The organism is Phenylobacterium sp. (assembly GCF_965229015.1).
GTDB lineage: Bacteria > Pseudomonadota > Alphaproteobacteria > Caulobacterales > Caulobacteraceae > Phenylobacterium.
In genome coordinates this window covers 119,825-136,090 of sequence record NZ_CBDDIM010000002.1, presented here as the reverse complement: position 1 = coordinate 136,090, position 16,266 = coordinate 119,825, and the positions used below count along the sequence as shown (strand labels likewise).

General features: G+C 71.5%; 14 protein-coding genes and 1 riboswitch. Of the genes, 3 read left to right on the top strand and 11 right to left on the bottom strand.

Annotation, left to right across the window (positions count from 1 at the left end):
* Positions 1 to 134 precede the first annotated feature (134 nt).
* The 5 genes from purH to ACO06I_RS16840 form a co-directional block, all read right to left on the bottom strand.
* Positions 135 to 1,727 carry a bifunctional phosphoribosylaminoimidazolecarboxamide formyltransferase/IMP cyclohydrolase gene (gene purH / locus ACO06I_RS16860; RefSeq protein ID WP_421933778.1) on the bottom strand — a complete coding sequence of 531 codons (1,593 nt, stop codon included), beginning with the start codon at positions 1,725 to 1,727 and terminating at the stop codon, positions 135 to 137.
* A 22-nt stretch (positions 1,728 to 1,749) separates the two neighbouring features.
* Positions 1,750 to 1,832, bottom strand: a riboswitch (ZMP/ZTP riboswitch).
* A 28-nt stretch (positions 1,833 to 1,860) separates the two neighbouring features.
* A complete protein-coding gene (locus ACO06I_RS16855; protein ID WP_421933777.1) occupies positions 1,861 to 3,588 on the bottom strand; it encodes a heparinase II/III family protein in 1,728 nt (575 codons plus the stop codon).
* Positions 3,589 to 3,596: 8 nt separating this feature from the next.
* Entirely contained in the window at positions 3,597 to 4,262 is a 666-nt protein-coding gene (rpe, locus tag ACO06I_RS16850) for a ribulose-phosphate 3-epimerase (RefSeq protein ID WP_421933776.1), read from the bottom strand.
* A gap of 42 nt (positions 4,263 to 4,304) precedes the next feature.
* Complete coding sequence (locus ACO06I_RS16845) at positions 4,305 to 5,594, bottom strand: RsmB/NOP family class I SAM-dependent RNA methyltransferase (RefSeq protein ID WP_421933775.1); 1,290 nt, start codon at positions 5,592 to 5,594, stop codon at positions 4,305 to 4,307.
* Positions 5,595 to 5,651: 57 nt separating this feature from the next.
* Complete coding sequence (locus ACO06I_RS16840) at positions 5,652 to 6,038, bottom strand: hypothetical protein (protein WP_421933774.1); 387 nt, start codon at positions 6,036 to 6,038, stop codon at positions 5,652 to 5,654.
* Between the two features lie 156 nt (positions 6,039 to 6,194).
* Here ACO06I_RS16840 and ACO06I_RS16835 point away from each other — a divergent pair, with 156 nt between their 5' ends.
* Positions 6,195 to 6,392, top strand: coding sequence for a DUF1674 domain-containing protein (locus ACO06I_RS16835; RefSeq protein WP_421933773.1), 198 nt, complete (start codon positions 6,195 to 6,197; stop codon positions 6,390 to 6,392).
* 234 nt (positions 6,393 to 6,626) lie between these two features.
* Positions 6,627 to 7,175, top strand: a complete 549-nt coding sequence (locus tag ACO06I_RS16830) for a hypothetical protein (protein ID WP_421933772.1) — start codon at positions 6,627 to 6,629, stop codon at positions 7,173 to 7,175.
* A 156-nt stretch (positions 7,176 to 7,331) separates the two neighbouring features.
* On the opposite strand, the gene pyrF is transcribed toward ACO06I_RS16830, so the two are convergent.
* Positions 7,332 to 8,039 (bottom strand): orotidine-5'-phosphate decarboxylase, encoded by a 708-nt coding sequence (pyrF, locus tag ACO06I_RS16825; protein WP_421933771.1) that lies wholly within the window; start codon positions 8,037 to 8,039, stop codon positions 7,332 to 7,334.
* Positions 8,040 to 8,115: 76 nt separating this feature from the next.
* On the opposite strand from pyrF, the gene ACO06I_RS16820 reads away from it, so the two are divergent.
* Positions 8,116 to 8,802, top strand: coding sequence for a MarC family protein (locus ACO06I_RS16820; protein ID WP_421933770.1), 687 nt, complete (start codon positions 8,116 to 8,118; stop codon positions 8,800 to 8,802).
* Positions 8,803 to 8,996: 194 nt separating this feature from the next.
* On the opposite strand, the gene ACO06I_RS16815 is transcribed toward ACO06I_RS16820, so the two are convergent.
* From ACO06I_RS16815 to ACO06I_RS16795, 5 genes are all read right to left on the bottom strand, one after another.
* On the bottom strand, positions 8,997 to 9,797 hold the full coding sequence (locus ACO06I_RS16815; protein ID WP_421933769.1) for an SDR family NAD(P)-dependent oxidoreductase: 801 nt from the start codon (positions 9,795 to 9,797) through the stop codon (positions 8,997 to 8,999).
* A 31-nt stretch (positions 9,798 to 9,828) separates the two neighbouring features.
* Positions 9,829 to 10,302, bottom strand: a complete 474-nt coding sequence (locus ACO06I_RS16810; RefSeq protein WP_421933768.1) for a universal stress protein — start codon at positions 10,300 to 10,302, stop codon at positions 9,829 to 9,831.
* Positions 10,303 to 10,468: 166 nt separating this feature from the next.
* On the bottom strand, positions 10,469 to 11,503 hold the full coding sequence (gene trpS / locus ACO06I_RS16805; RefSeq protein WP_421933767.1) for a tryptophan--tRNA ligase: 1,035 nt from the start codon (positions 11,501 to 11,503) through the stop codon (positions 10,469 to 10,471).
* 148 nt (positions 11,504 to 11,651) lie between these two features.
* Positions 11,652 to 13,283 (bottom strand): murein biosynthesis integral membrane protein MurJ, encoded by a 1,632-nt coding sequence (murJ, locus tag ACO06I_RS16800; protein ID WP_421933766.1) that lies wholly within the window; start codon positions 13,281 to 13,283, stop codon positions 11,652 to 11,654.
* A 39-nt stretch (positions 13,284 to 13,322) separates the two neighbouring features.
* Complete coding sequence (locus ACO06I_RS16795) at positions 13,323 to 16,151, bottom strand: [protein-PII] uridylyltransferase (RefSeq protein ID WP_421933765.1); 2,829 nt, start codon at positions 16,149 to 16,151, stop codon at positions 13,323 to 13,325.
* Positions 16,152 to 16,266: the final 115 nt, after the last annotated feature.

Below are 16,266 nucleotides of genomic sequence, written 5' to 3'. Positions count from 1 at the left end.
AAACCGTGTCATCCCGGTTTCCGCGGCACGCGGAAGACCGGGACCCAGACGCACCGATCTACCCTGCACACCCCGCGCGTATGGGTCCCGGACAAGCGCAAACGCGCTTTCCGGGATGACACCCATGTTTCCTTCTAGTGCCGGAAGACCCGCACCCCGGTGAAGACCATGGCTAGGCCGCGCTCGTCGGCGGCGTCGATAACCTTCTGGTCGCCGATGGAGCCGCCGGGCTGGATCACCGCGGTGCAGCCGGCGTCGGCGGCCTGGATCAGGCCGTCGGGGAAGGGGAAGAAGGCCTCCGAGGCGCAGGCCGACCCCTTGAGGTCCAGACCGAAGTCGGCGGCTCGAAGCGCGGCGATACGGGCGGAGTCCTTGCGGTTCATCTGGCCGGCGCCGACCCCGAGGGTCTGGCCGGCGCGGGCGTAGACGATGGCGTTGGACTTCACGTGCTTGGCGATGGTGAAGGCGAACAGCATGTCGCGCACCTCCTCGTCGGTCGGCGCGCGCTTGGTGACGACCTTGAGGTCGGCGGCCGTCAGGCGGGCGTCGTCGCGGCTCTGCACCAGGAAGCCGCCGGAGACCGACTTGAAGGTGGTCCCGGCCGCCAGGGGATCGGGCAGGCCGCCGGTCACCAGCAGGCGCACGTTCTTCTTCTTGGAAAACAGGGCCACGGCGTCGGGATCGGCGTCCGGAGCGATCACCACCTCGGTGAGCAGCTTGAGGATCTCGGTCGCCGTGGCGGCGTCCAGCTTCTGGTTCAGGGCGATGATGCCGCCGAACGCGCTGGTGGGGTCGCAGGCGAGCGCCCGCTCATAGGCCTCCACCATGGTCTTTCCGGTGGCCACGCCGCAGGGATTGGCGTGCTTGATGATGGCGCAGGCAGGGCCCGCGGCGGGGTCGAACTCGGCGATCAGCTCGAAGGCCGCGTCGGTGTCGTTGATGTTGTTGTAGCTGAGCTCCTTGCCCTGCAGCTGCTTGGCCGTCGCCACCCCCGGACGCGGATCGGCGAAGCGGTAGAAACTGGCCGACTGGTGGGGGTTCTCGCCGTAGCGCATGGTCTGAACCAGCTCGCCGGCGATGGTCCGGCGCTTGGGGGCGATGTCCCCCAGGGCGGCGGCGAACCAGGTGGAGATGGCCGCGTCATAGGTCGCCGTGCGGGCATAGGCCCGGGCGGCCAGGGACTTGCGCAGGGCCAGGCTGGTGGTCCCGGTCGCCTTCAGCTCGGCCAACACCTCCCCCAGGTCGGAGATCTCGGTGCAGACGCAGACATAGCCGTGGTTCTTGGCCGCCGAGCGGATCATCGCCGGGCCGCCGATGTCGATGTTCTCGATCGCCGTCTCGAAGTCGGCGCCGGCGGCCACGGTCGCCTCGAAGGGATAGAGGTTCACATAGACCAGATCGATGCCGCCGATGCCGTGCTCGGCCATAGCCTTGGCGTGGTCGGGGGCGTCGCGCACCGCCAGGAGGCCGCCGTGGACGATGGGGTGCAGGGTCTTGACCCGGCCGTCCATCATCTCGGGAAAGCCGGTCAGCTCCGAGATGTCCTTCACCGCCAGGCCGGCGCCGGCGATGGCCGCCCGGGTGCCGCCGGTGGAGACCAGCTCGACGCCGAGCTCGGCCAGGACCTTGGCGGCCTCGATCAGGCCGGTTTTGTCGGAGACCGAGATCAGGGCGCGCTTGAGGGGGGCGCGGTCGGCGGGTTTGGGGAAGTCGGGGGCTGCGGGCACGGCAAATCCTTCATCGTTTAAGGAATTTTGCCCAGGCGAGCGGCGTAGGGACCCTGCGCTCCCCGGTGGTCTCCCACCTCAGTTTCGCCAGTCACGCAGGTCGCGGGTCGTTTAGGCCTGCCGGGTCAAATCGTCAATGCGGCGGCGGCCAGGCCTCGGCGGCGGCGAGCTTCCAGCGCACCCGCGCGCCGGCGTCCAGGCGGGCGTTGCCGCGCAGCACGATCTGATGGGTGCGCTTGGGCAGGCCGTCCTGGAAATAGACCGAGGTCTCGACGGCCACCTCCTGGGCGTCGTTGCGCAGCCACCAGCCGGTCTCGTCCCCCTCGGCCCGCAGCAGCACGCTCTTGCCGTCCCGGGCCAGGCTGGCGCGGACCTCGGGATGGACGTGGAAGCGGACCATGAAGGGCACGAAGCGGCGGCCGTCGTGGTCGCCCGCGGCGGCCTCGACCGGCGCCAGCCGGTCCTCGCCCCGCAGCTCGTCGGCGAGCAGGTCCAGGAACAGCCGCCGCTCGTGGCGCAGGCCGAAGCGCGGGACCCAGCCGTCGTGGGACATCTCCAGCCACAGGGCCTCGCGGGTCTCGTGGCGCTGGGCCGCCACGGTCTCATAGGCGTCCACCAGGCGGGGCCCCAGCGCCCCGGCCCGGAAGCCGCGCAGGGGTTCGCCACAGGCGGCGTCGCCGACGCTGACCGTGGAGGCGGCGTCGGCCAGGCGCAGGGCCTGGGGGCCGTTGGCCTCCGGGGACCAGGCGCAGGCCACGATCATCCGCCGGCCGGCCGCCAGCACCTCCAGGGCCAGGGGTTGGGCGCAGGCGGTCACGCTCCAGGGCCCCTGCGCCGGCGGGGCGCAGTCGGCCAGAATCTGCAGGCTGCGGGACTCCAGGCGCTGATAGCCGTTGCGGGCCGCCGGCAGGCGGGCGGACGCTTCCTCGCTGGCCCGGGCGGCCGCCACATAGGACCTGCGGCCCGCCTCGCCCCCCTGCAGGTCGGGCAGACACCCATCGGCCAGGGTGAAGAAGCGGATGGCGCCGGTGAGCCGGTCCATGGCCCGCATCATCTCGTCGGGGGCGGCGATGCCCCGCTGGACCAGCGCCTCGTCCAGGGCCTGGAGGTCCAGCAGCAGTTCGAGCGCCGCGCGGGGACTGCGCGAGGCGTGGCCGCCGTCGGGCTGGACGGTGACGTGCAGGGCGCGCTCCAGCCGCACCAGGCCGCGATCGACCAGCTGCTCGCCGGCCTCGCCGGAAAGCGTGGTCCCGGCCAGGGTGGCGGCGGCCGCGCGCTCGGCAGCGCGCACCGGCCCCTCGAGGCTGGAGAGCAGGTGGCGGGCCTGGCGGGCGAGATCCAGGGTGATGAGGGCGGTCTCGGCGTCGGAGGCCCGGGCGCAGAGGGTGTGGACCGCGCAGGCCAGGTTGAAGGTCCGCCGCTCCAGCACCTCCGGGGCCCAGGAGAAGCCGTTCCAGCGGCCGAACACCCGGCTCCAGTCCAGGGTCAGGCGCAGGCCCTCGGCGGCGCCGGCCTCGCCGGTCGCCAGCAGGTCGGGCATCCAGTCGAAGCGGTGCAGGATGGCGGCGAAGCGGCGGGTGGGGCTGGGACGATCCCAGGGATCGCCGCGGGTCCCGGTCTCCAGGGTCGCGCCGCCGAAGACGAAGCGTCCGTCCAGGATGCGACGGCCGGCCTCCGGATCCACCGGGCGCGGATCGTGGGGATCGGCGGCCAGCCCCTCCGGGCGCGGCCTGGCCAGCAGCCAGCGGTGCATGGGGGTGCCGGCCCACTCCCGCTGCGCCTGGCGGCGGGTTCCCTGGGCCAGGGCTTGGAGGAAGACTCGGCCGGGCAGGCGCGTCAGAGCCGGAAGGCCGCCCGCCATGCCGGGTCCTACCCGCCCTTCAGGGCGGCGATATTGGCGGCGTAGGCGGCGGGGCCGCCCTTGAACACCGCGGTCCCGGCCACCAGGGCCGTGGCGCCGGCGGCCACGCAGAGGGGGGCGGTCTCCACCGTCACCCCGCCGTCCACCTCCAGGTGGATGTCGCGGCCCGTGGCGTCGATCATCTCCCGCAGCCTGGCGATCTTGGCCAGCTGGGAGTGCATGAACTTCTGACCGCCGAAGCCGGGGTTGATGGACATCACCAGGATCAGGTCGACCTCGTCCATCATCCACTCGATCACCGAGGGCGAGGTCGAGGGGTTGAACACCACGCCCGCCTTGCAGCCCAGCTCGCGGATGCGCTTGAGCGTGCGGTTCAGGTGGGGCCCGGACTCGGGATGCACGCTGATCAGGTCGGCCCCGGCGGCGGCGAAGGCCTCCAGATAGGGGTCGACCGGGGCGATCATCAGGTGGACGTCGAAGGGGATCGAGACGTGGGGCTTGAGCGCCTTCACCACGTCGGGCCCGAGGGTGATGTTGGGCACGAAGTGGCCGTCCATCACGTCGATGTGCAGCCAGTCGGCGCCGGCCGCGGCCACGGCGCGGCATTCTTCCCCCAGCTTGGCGAAATCCGACGCCAGGATGGAGGGGGCGATGATCGGGGTGCGCGCGGTCATGGTCCCGACTTAACGGGGCCCGGCGCCCGGGACAAGGCGGAGTTAGGCGCCGCGGACGTAGCGGGCGACGAAGAAGCCGTCCGTGCCTCCGATGCGGTGGTGGGGCAGGATTCTGAGCGTGCCGTCCGCCCTGACGCTGGCCTCCGGCGCCCCGCCCTCGCCGGGCGCGATGGGGGCGAGCGCGAATTCGGGATTGCGGGCCAGGAAGCCGGCCGTCTGGGCCTCACCCTCCTCCGGCTCCAGGGAGCAGACGCAATAGACCAGGCGGCCGCCGGGCTTCACGCGGCGGGCCGCGGAGTCCAGCAGCTTGGCCTGGACGCCGGCCAGGGCGGCGACATCGCCGGGCTTGGCGGCCCAGAGCACGTCGGGATTGCGGCGATAGGTGCCCGTGGCGCTGCAGGGGGCGTCCAGCAGGACGGCGTCGAAGCTGCGTTCGTCGCTCCAGGCCCCGGCGTCGGCGGCCACCGTCTCGGCCGTCAGGCCCAGGCGGGCGAGGTTCTCGGCCACCCGCACCAGGCGGGCGGCGGAGCGGTCGACGGCGGTGACCTCCGCCCCGGCGGCGGCCAGCTGCAGGGTCTTGCCCCCCGGGGCGGCGCAGAGATCCAGCGCGGTCTCGCCGGGCTTCACCTCCAGCAGGCGGGCGGGGACGGCGGCGCTGGCGTCCTGCACCCACCAGGCCCCCTCGGCGAAGCCCGGCCAGGTGGAGATCTCGCCCCGCAGGGCCGAGCGCAGGGTTCCCCCGGGCAGTTCCTCGGCCTCGAGGGCGGCGAGCAGCTCGGGGGTGGCGGGCCCCTTGAGGGACAGGTCGGTGGCCGGCTCGGCGGCGATCAGGGTGGCCATGGCGCGGGCCGCCTGCGGCCCGAAGGCGGCCGACCAGCGGCTGAACAGCCAGGGCGGGGCCAGGGACTCCGGATCGGTCATGTCCGGCGGCTCGCGGGTGAGGGCCCGCAGGATGGCGTTGACCACCCCCTTGAAGGCGCGGCCCTCCTTCAGCGCGGCCACCAGGTCGACGCTGGTCCCGACCGCGGCGAAGGCCGGGGTGCCCAGGACGAAGGCCTGGGCGGCGCCCAGGCGCAGGATGTTGCGCACCACGTCGGGCGGGTCCCGCGACAGCCGCGCGTCCAGGGCCCGGTCGATGGGCCCCAGGTGGCGCAGGGTGGCCAACACCAGGGCGCGGGCGAAACCCCGGTCGCGGGGCGCCAGGTTGCGGAAGGCCGGGGTGGCGGCGGCTTCGTCGAAGCCGGTGCGGCGGGCGAGCGCCGCGCTCAGCAGGTCGAGCGCGGCGCGGCGGGCCGGCAGGCCGGCGGCGTCAGGGGATGCAAGGTCGTTCACGCGGGCGGCGTGCCCCCAAAGCGGTCCTTAGGCAAGCCCTGACGTCGGCTTATCGACCTAGGCCATCGCCGGCTTGCGGGCCACGCTGAGCACCGCCACGGCGAAGATCGCCATGCCCAGGACCAGCAGCACCTCGCCGCCCACCATGATCGGCACATAGGCCTTGTTCCCCTTCAGCATGATGGCCAGCAGGGGCAGGCTGATGAGATTGCCGAGATTGGAGACGGCGAAATTCGTCCAGGCCAGGCGCGCCGGCGCCTGGGCGCCGGCCAGGCCGTAGAAGGTCCCCATCAGGGCTAGGGTCGCCCAGCCCAGCAGGTTGATGTGGGCGTGGACGGGCGCGAGGGTGAAATCCTCGGTGGCGCCCATGAACATGCCGAGGCTCATGCCCAACAGGGCGTAGAGGACCGCGGCGCCGAAGAAGGCGACGGAAATCTTGGACATTTGAAACACTCCCCCGAATGTTGCGCATCCGCCGGAAGATCTCGCCTGACGCGGGGGGCGGACGCCGATGACTCTACCTAGAATGGCTTGAGCCGCATGGCAACGCTTGGCCCCCGGCGACTGGCGCGCGGGGGCGGCAGGGCGTAAATTACCCCCATGGAAGACCCCGCGCCCCCGAACGCCGCCCCCGGCAAGCCCCTGACCCCCGCCGCCCGCCGGGCCCTGGAGGAAGCCGCCGCCCGCCACGCCGAGGCGCAGGCCGCCCAGGCGCCGGCCGAGGACGGCGGCCCGGCCGGTCCCGAACCCACCCGCTTCGGCGACTGGGAGCGCAAGGGCATCGCCGTCGACTTCTGAACGCGCTTTTCCGTCATCCCGGCCGCAGCGAAGCGGAGAGCCGGGACCCAGGGGCCGCGATCAACCCCCCTGGGTCCCGGTTCGGCCTGTCGGCCGTCCGGGATGACGTGAGAAGGTGAACCGCTCCCGTCATTAACCTTCTCCGCGCCGGCATTCGCGCCTGAGGCGTGAGCAGTCGCCGCAACCGCTTGCCGGGCCTAGGTTTGTCGCCGCGAGACCTGGTGGAGACGCGGCATGTCCTGGTTAATTCGGATGGCGATGGGCCTGGCCCTGGCCCTTGGCGCGAGCGCGGCCCTGGCCGGTTGCCCCGACCGCTGCGGCGGGGGCGGCGGCTTCAACCTGCCCACCTATGGCGACGTGGCCCAGCACTACGGCTATCCCAGCTGCGGGGGCTGCGCCGCCCGCCATGACGACCGGCGGTATGGCTATGAGGACCGCGGGTATGACCGCGACGACCGCTATGAGGATCGCGGCCCACCCCCCTGCCGCGAGCAGCGCTGCGGCGACTGCCGCCAGTGCGGCGAGCTGACCCTGGGCAATTTCTACTATGACGGCGGCGTCGGCCCCTATCCCGAGGGCGGTTACGGCGGGGGCGGCGGCTATGTGATGAGCGGCGGCGGCGGATTCGCCGGGGCCGGAGCCGGGGCGGCCGCCAGCGCGCGGGCCTCGGCCTTCGCCAGCTCCAGCAGCCACGTCAGCATCAATATCGGCCGCGGCGGCGGCCACAAGGGCGGCGGCGGGTGCAACACCTGCGGCGGCCACGGCGGCTACGGCCACAAGTAGCACCTCAGATCCTCCCCCAGGCCGCAGGCCGATTTGGGGGAGGTGGCGCGCGTCGACAGACGCGTGACGGAGGGGGTTGCCGCCCACAAACGAGGGTCAAAGTCCCCCTCACCCGGCCTTCGGCCGGGAGCTCCCCCAGTGGGGGAGCATCTAGGCCTAGACGCCCGCCATCTCGCCGGCCACCCGCAGCGCGGCCTCGCGTGGATCGTTGGCCGCGGTGATGGGCCGGCCCACCACCAGGTGCGAGGCGCCGGCCTTCAGGGCGTCGGCCGGGGTGGCGGCCCGGGCCTGGTCGTTCTTGGCCGACCAGTCGGGACGCACGCCAGGGGTGACCACCAGGAAGTCCTTGCCGCCGATGGCCCGGGCCAGGGCCGCCTCGTGCGGGCTGGCCACCACCCCGTCGCAACCGGCCTTCACCGCCTGGTGGATGCGACGCTCGACGAGGGACCGCGCGGTCTCGGAGAAGCCCATCTCCAGCAGGTCGGCGTCCGACAGGCTGGTGAGCACCGTCACCGCCAGGATCTTCAGGTCGGAGCGGCCCTTGCCGCGCACGGCGGCCTCCATCACCTGGGGCTCGCCGTGGACGGTGAGGAAGTCGCAGCCGGAGTCGGCCAGGACGGCGGTCGAGCGCTGCACCGTGGTGCCGATGTCATGCAGCTTCCAGTCCAGGAAGACCTGCTTGCCCTTGGCCTTGAGCTCCCGGGCCAGGTCCATGCCGCCGCCGGTGGCGAACAGCTCCAGACCCACCTTGTAGAAGCTGACGGCCGATCCCAGGGCCTCGACGATGGCCCGGGCCTCGGCCACCGTGGGCAGGTCCAGGGGGATGATCAGGCGGGGGTCGGCTTTGACCAGGGTCTCGGACATGGCTTAGCTCCGGGCAGGCGCGGGGGACCTCAGCCAGGAGGTCGGCGCGGGAGACGAATTGGGCTAAGACGCTGCAATGAGCCCGGCAGACTTCGCGGTCAACTTCTTCGTCGCCCTTTTCGCCCTGATCGACCCGATCGGCACCGTGCCCCTGTTCGCCGCGGCGACCATGGGGGTGAAGAGCAAGGATTCGCGGCTGATCGCGGTCTATATCGCCTTCTTCATCCTGTTCTTCCTGACCTTCTTCTACTTCTCGGGCCTGTCCCTGCTGGCCTTCTTCGGCATCTCCCTGCCGGCCTTCCGCATGGCCGGCGGGATCATCCTGTTCCTTCTGGGCCTGGACATGGTGCGCGGCGACATGGCCACCAGCGTCGAGGGGGCCGACACCACCCCCGGCGAGGGCCGGGCCCATGCCCGCAAGCGTTTCGAGCGGATGATCGTGCCCTTCGCCATGCCCCTGCTGATCGGGCCCGGCGCCATCTCCACGGTGATCATCTACGCCAGCGAGGCCAAGCGCTTCGGCCTGATCGGGGCGGCGGTGGGGGTGGGCGTGATCGCCGCCACGGCCCTGTCGACCATGCTGGCCTTCTGGGCCAGCCCGCTGATCACCCGCATGCTGGGCAAGATCGGCCTGACCATCGTGGTCCGGGTCCTGGGCCTGATCCTCTGCGCGCTCGCCGTCCAGTTCGTGATGATCGGCATCGCCGATAGCACCCACGACGTCATCCTGCGCAAGGCCGCCGCGCCCTACGCGGCGCACTGAGCAGGCAAATGGTGTCATCCCGGTTTCCGCACAGCGGAAGACCGGGACCCAGACGCGCGGGCCTCTCCGGAAAGATCGGTGCGTATGGGTCCCGCACTTCCGCGCTTCGCGCTCCATGCGGGATGACACTGGGGTAGGGCTAGGTCGCGCTCCGATCCCCGTCGTTCGCGAAGTTCGTGGTTCGCGGCGCCTGCCTAGACCTTGCGGAAGCGCGGGCCCTGCCAGGCCATCAGGGCGAGCGCCCAGTCGTCGGGGATCAGCCGGGCCAGGCCGGCGATGGCCTTGTTGGGAGCGCCGGGGACCGCGACCGCGCGGTTGGCCTCCACGGCCTCGTAGCCGGCGGCGGCCACCTCGTCGGCGCCCAGCCAGAGCCAGGCCGGCGTCGAGGCGCTGATCCGCTCCCGCGTGCCGTTGGCGTCGTGGAATTCCGAATAGGTGAAGCCGGGGCAGAGCGCGCTGACATGCACCCCGGTGGCCAGGTTCTCCAGGTGCAGGCTCTGGGAGAACTTCACCAGGTAGCTCTTGGTGGCGCCATAGAGGGTATGGCCGGCCGAGCCGGGGACCAGGCCCGCCAGAGAGGCGACATTGACGATGCGGCCGAAACGGCGGTCCACCATGCCGGGCAGCACCCGGTGGGCCAGCTCGCTGGGGGCGGTCAGCATCACCTGGATCACCGCCTGCTGCTGCTCCCAGGTGGTGTCGGCATAGGTCCCGGGCTGGCCGTAGCCGGCGTTGTTGATCAGGGCGTCCACCCGCCGGCCGTGGGCGGTGAGGTGGTCGAGGATGGCGCCCGGCGCGGCCGGATCGGCCAGGTCGGCGGCGACGGTGAGGGTCTCGACGCCGTGACGCAGGCGGATGTCCTCGGCCAGGCGGTCCAGCCGGTCGGCGCGCCTCGCGGTGAGCGCCACGTCATAGCCGTGGCTGGCGTAGATCCTGGCGAAGGCCGCCCCGATCCCGGCCGAAGCCCCCGTGATCAGCGCCAACTTGCGGTCCATGCAGCCCCTCGCCCCTGTCGATCAGACCTAGTTACGCCAGATCGGCGATCTCGTCGTCGGTCAGATCGCCCGGGACGATGGTGACCGGCAGCTTGCGGGCGCCCCACTTGACGCCCTCCTTGGCGATGGAGGCCACCAGGGGGCCGGGGCCGCGGCCCTCCACGGCGGCGGCCAGGACCAGGATCTTGATGTCCGGATCCTCGGAGACCACCTTGCGCAGGGCCGCGCGGGTGTTGTCGGCGTGCTCGATGATGAATTCGGGCGAGACCCCGGTCTCGGCCACCACGAACTCGGCCATCTTCTGCAGGGCGGCCTCGGCCTCCTCGCGGGCCTGGCGCTCGATCTCCTCGCGCACGCCGCTCCAGTGCTCGAAGACGGCCGGCTCGATCACCCGCAGCAGGGCCACGTGGCCGCCGGTGGAGCGGGCGCGGCGGCAGGCGAACTTCAGCGCGGCCAGGAACTCCGGACTGTCGTCGGCGATGACCAGGAACTTGCGTTGGCTCATGGGGCGACGGTGGCTTGCAGCGCGGACAAGCGCAAGCATCCCTCTCAACCCTTTACGTCATCCCGGCCGTAGCGAAGCGGAGAGCCGGGACCCAGGGGCGGTTCGCATGGCCCCTGGGTCCCGGATCGGCCTGGCGGCCGTCCGGGATGACGAAGGTTGGGAGGACTCAGGCGCCCCAGAAGCCGACGAGCTTCTTCACCTCGGCCAGCGTCGGGGCGGCGGCGGCCCGGGCGCGTTCGGCGCCGGCGGCCAGCACCTTGTCGATCTCCGTGGGATCGGCCATCAGCCGCCGCATCTCGGTCCCCACCGGGCCGAGCTTGGCCACCGCCAGGTCGGCCAGCCGCGGCTTGAAGGCGCCGAAGCCCTCGCCCGCGAACTCGGTCAGCACCTGCGCCGAGGTGCGGCCGTCGAGGGCGGCGTAGATCCCCACCAGGTTCTGGGCCTCGGGCCGGTCCTTCAGCGCCTCCACCGTGTCCGGCAGCGGCAGGGGATCGGTCTTGGCCTTGCGGATCTTCTGGGCCACCACATCGGCCTCGTCGGTGAGGTTGATGCGCGCGGCATCCGAAGGGTTGGACTTGCTCATCTTCTCACTGGCGTCGCGCAGGGACATGATCCGCGCGCCCGCGCCCTGGTGGATGGGCTCGGGCAGGGGGAAGTAGCCCGGCGCGTCGAAGTCGTGGTTGAACTTCGCCGCGATGTCGCGGGTCAGCTCGACATGCTGCTTCTGGTCGTCGCCCACCGGCACGTGGGTGGCCTTGTAGAGCAGGATGTCGGCGGCCTGGAGCACCGGGTAGGTGTAGAGGCCGACGCTGGCGCGCTCCTTGTGCTTGCCCGACTTGTCCTTGAACTGGGTCATCCGGTCGAGCCAGCCGACCCGGGCCACGCAGTTGAAGATCCAGGCGAGCTCGGCGTGCTCCGTCACCGCCGACTGCGGGAAGATGGTGGCGATCTTCGGATCCAGGCCGGCCGCCAGATAGGCCGCGGCGATCTCGCGGGTCTGGGCGGTCAGCTTGGCCGGGTCCTGCCATTCGGTGATGGCGTGCAGGTCGGCCACGAAGATGAAGGTCTCGGCCTCGTGCTGCATGCGGGTGAACTTCACCAGGGCGCCGAGATAGTTGCCCAGGTGCAGGTCGCCGGTGGGTTTGACGCCGGAGAGCACGCGTCGTTTGCCGGCATAGGCGGCGGGAGCTTGTTCGGTCATGGGATCAGGCTTTGAAAAGAGAGGACGTGGGGGCGCGAAGCATCGCGCCGCGGAGGCGGGGTCAGGCGCTGCGCCATCGCCAGGAGAGACGTCCGGTCAAAGTCATGGCCGATGCGAATAGTCCGGGCGGGCGTTTTGGGCAAGTCCGTCAGAGGTCGGGGACGGCGACGGCCACGTCGCCCTTGCGCCGCTTCAGGGCCCCGCGCACCTCGGCCGGGGTGACGCCGCCGAAGGCGAACAACAGCACCGGATAGAGCAGGCCGCCGACCGCCGACACCAGGAGGACGGTGATCTCCTTGGCGTGGCCGAGGCCCGCCATCGGGGCCTCCAGGGTGGTGCGGAAATGGGCGGCAAGGGCCAGCAGCACCCCAAGCCCCACGCTGGCGACCATGACCCGGATGATCTTGCCGATGGCGCGCTTGGAAGGCCGGTAGGCGTTCTGCCGCCAGAGCAGGACCGCCATCTGGGCGACCGTGCCCCAGGAGGCGATGGCCGTGGAGATGGCGATGCCGGGGAAGCCGATGGTGTAGAACAGCGCCACCCCCAGCACGATATTGACCACCACCGAGATGAGGGAAAACCGCATCGGGGTCTTGGTGTCGCCGCGGGCGAAGAAGGCCGGCTGCAGGATCTTGATCAGGACGAAGGCCGGCAGGCCCCAGCCGTAGTGGAACAGCAGCGCCCCGGAGGAGGCCGCGTCGGCATAGGTGAACTCGCCGCGGGCGAAGAGGCCGTCGGCCAGATAGACCGGCATGGCCATCAGGGCCGCGGCGGCGGGCAGGGTGAGCGCCAGACCGAAGACGATGGCCTGGTCCATGGACCCCTGGGCGTCGTCATGGTCCCCCAGCTGGAAGGCGGTGGCGAGCCGCGGCAGCAGGGCCACCCCGATGGCCACCCCCACCAGGCTGAGCGGCAGCTGGTAGAACCGCTCGGCGACGTTCAGCCAGACCCGCATGCCGGCCACCTGGGAGGCCAGGATGGCGGAGATGAACAGGTTGATCTGCACGGCGCTGGAGGCGATCACCCCGGGCACGGCGCGCCGCGCCAGGGCCTTGATCTCCGGGGTGAACTTCAGGGCCTTCAGGCGGACCCGGGCGCCGGTGCGGTGCGCGCCCCACCAGCAGATCGCCGCCTGGCCGATCCCGGCGATCACCACCCCCACCGAGGCCGCGAAGGCCGCCGCCGTGGGGTCCTTCTGCGGCAGGACCGCGATCAGCATCACCACGTTGAGGATGGTGGGATAGAGGCCGTAGATCACGAACCGCCCCCGCGCCGTCAGGATGCCCGCGAACAGGGAGGCGATCGAGATGCAGGGCAGGTAGGGCATGGTGATCTGGGTGAGCAGCACCGCCAGCTTGAACTTGGCCGGGTCGCTCATATAGCCGGGGCTGTAGGCCATCATCAGCCAGGGCATGGCCAGCTGACAGACGATGGTCACCGCGACGGTGGCGGCCGCCAGGGTCGCCAGGCTGTCGGCGGCGAAGGCGTCGGCGGCCTCCCGGCCGTCGCTGGCCAGGCGGCGCGAATAGTCGGGCACGAAGGCCGCGGCGAAGGCGCCCTCGGCGAAGATCCGGCGGAACAGGTTGGGGAAGGTCAGCGCCGTGAAATAGGCGTCGGCGGCGATGTTGGAGCTGCCCCCCAGGCGGGCAGTGATCACCAGGTCGCGGGCCAGGCCCATGAACCGGCTCACCAGGGTGAGCGCCGAATAGATCATCGACGAACGGATCATCCCGCCGGGCTTGGCGGGGGCGGACGTCGAGGTCGGGGTTGGATCGCTCACCTTGGCTCTGTGCGCAGGGCCGCGGCCGCCGTCAAGGGATCAGCGCGCCACGCTGGCCCGGGCCCGTTGCAGGTTGGCGCGGCTCTTCGGCGCGGCGGCGGCCTCGCCCTCGTCCAGGGCCGCCATCAGATCGGCCTTCAGACTGGTCATGGCCTTGGGATCGGTGAGTTTCTTGCCCGCTGCGTCCACCACATAGAAGGCGTCCACCGCCCGCTCCCCATAGCCGTCGATATGGGCCGAGAGGATGGAGAGGCCGGCCTCGGAGATAGGCTGGGCGAGCGCCGCCAGCAGGCCTGGCCGGTCGCGGCCCGAGGCCTCCACCACCGTCGAGACCTCCGAGGCGTCGTTGTCGAGCATGACGGTGGGGGTGATGGAGAAGGCCGCGGCGCGGCTGAAGTCGGAAGTGCGCTTGGTCTCGGTCTTCACCGGCTCGCCGCGGGCGGCGGCTTCCAGGGCCTCGGCCAGGCGGGCCAGGGCCTTGGCGTTGTCGCTGCCATAGGCCGCCCCGGTGACGTCCTGCACATAGAAGACGTCCAGAGCCTGGCCCGCGCGCGAGGTGAAGACCCGGGCGCCCACCACATTGGCGCCCAGCGCCGTCACCGCGTGGGCGAGATCGACGAACAGACGAGGGCGGTCGGGAGCGGCCACCACCACCTCCGAGGCGTTCAGCCCCGGGCGGATATGCCCCTCGGCGGCGGCGGCGGCGGTCTCGGCGCGCCGGGCCAGGATGGCGTGGCGCTGCACCTCGGCCTCGGCGAAGGAGGTGAAATAGGCGTCCTCCATGGCCTGGGCCCAGGCGGTGGCGGCGGGATCGACCGCCACCAGACGCATGCGTGCGTCATAGGCGGCGTTCTCGTGATAGCGGCGCACGGCGGCGGCGGCGTCCGAGCCCCGGCCGCCGCGGAACACGGCCTCGGTGGCCGCGTAGAGCTCGCGCAGCAGCTGGCCCTTCCAGCCGTTCCAGACGCCGGGCCCCACGGCGCGGATGTCGGCCACGGTGAGCACCAGCAGCAGGCGCAGGCGTTCGGGAGTCTCCACGATGCGGGCGAAGTCCACCACCGTGCGCGGGTCGGAGACATCGCGCTTCTGGGCGTAGTCGCTCATCACCAGGTGATGCTCCACCAGCCAGGCCACCAGCTCGATGCGCTTGCGGTCCTGGCCCAGGCGCTCGCAGGCCTGGCGCGCGGCCCGGGCCCCGGCCTTTTCCTGGCCGCCGGCCCCGCCCTTGCCGGTGTCGTGCAGCAGCATGGCCAGGAACAGGGCCTCGGGGTCGTCGATCAGCGGCATGATGGCCGTCGACAGCGGATGGTCCTCGGCGAAGCGCCCGGCCTTGATCTGGGCGATCACGCCCACGGCCCGCAGGGTGTGCTCGTCCACCGTGTAGGAGTGGTACATGTTGAACTGCATCTGGGCGACGATGCGGCCGAACTCCGGGAGGAAGCGGCCCAGCACACCCGCCTCGTTCATCAGGGTCAGGGTGCGCTGCGGGTCGCGGCCGCGGGCCAGGATATCCAGGAACACCTTGGCCGCGGCGGGGTCGCGCCGGGTCTTCGAGGTGATCAGGGGCAGGGACCGGGTGGCGGCGGTGAAGGCGTCGGGGTGCAGGTCCAGGTTCCGCTGATCGGCCAGGCGGAACAGGCGCAACAGGTTGATGGGGTCGGCCTCGAAGACCTCCGGACCGTCGATGTTGAGACGGCCGCCCTCCTCGTGGAAGCCGGGGTCCAGCACCTTCTTCCGCGACTGGCCCCGGCCCGGCAGCAGGCGGGAGATGCCCCTGGGCTGCTGTTTGACCCGCTCGGACTCCAGCTTGGCGGCGAAGACGCGGGTGAGGGCGCCCACCTCCTTGGCGATCAGGAAATAGCGCCGCATGAAGCGCTCGACGGCCGGGGCGTCGCCGCGGTCGCCATAGCCCATGCGCCGGGCGATCTCCGGCTGCAGGTCGAAGGTCAGGCGCTCTTCCGGGCGGCCGGTGGCGAAGTGCAGGTGGCAGCGAACCGCCCAGAGGAAGTCGAAGGCGCGCAGGAAGGCGGCCACCTCGCGGCGCTCGAACATCTCCAGGTGGACGATGCCGTCCATCCGGGCCTGGGCCGAGGGGTTCAGGTACTGGGCGATCCAGAACAGGGTGTTGAGGTCGCGCAGGGCGCCCTTGCCCTCCTTGACGTTGGGCTCCACCAGGTAGCGGGTGGCGCCGGCCCGGTCGTGGCGCTCGTCGCGCTCCTTGAGCTTGGCGGCGACGAACTGGGCGCCGGTGCCCTTCACCACCTCGTTGGCGAAGCGGCGGGTCAGCTCCTCGGCCAGCTTCTCGTCGCCGGTCAGGCGCCGCGCCTCCAGGATCGAGGTGCGGATGGTGAAGTCTTCCTTGGAGAGCCGGATGCACTCCTCGACCGTGCGCGAGGCGTGGCCGACCTTAAAGCCCAGGTCCCACAGGGCGTAGAGCATGTACTCGATGACGCTCTCGGCATGGGCCGTCTGCTTGTAGGGCCGCAGGAACAGCAGATCGAGATCGGAGAAGGGCGCCAGGGTGCCGCGCCCGTAGCCGCCCACCGCCATCAGGGCCAGGCGCTCGCCCTCGGTGGGGTTGCGGGCCCGGAAGACGTGGACGGTGGTGAAGTCGTAGAGGGCGGTGACCACCTCGTCGGTGACGCCCGAAAGCAGCCGGGCGGTCTCGATGCCGCCGGCGCCGTTCTCCAGCCGCTCCTTGGCGATCATCCGGCCGCGGAAGAGGGCCTGCTTGAGGATGTCCAGGGCGCGCCGGCGCTGCTCGGCCTCGTCGCCGGCGGCGTCCAGGGCCGCGGCGGAGAGCTGGGCGCGCAGCCGGATTCCGTCGACGACATATTCCAGGCGCGTGGGACGCAGGCGTGGCGGCATGGGGGGCCCTTGGGGAGATGGTCCCCGACATATAGGGCCGCGCCGCCCCCCGGGCGAACCCCGCACGGAGCCGCGGCCAAAGAAAAAGGCCGGCGCCCGTGAGCGCCGGCCTTCC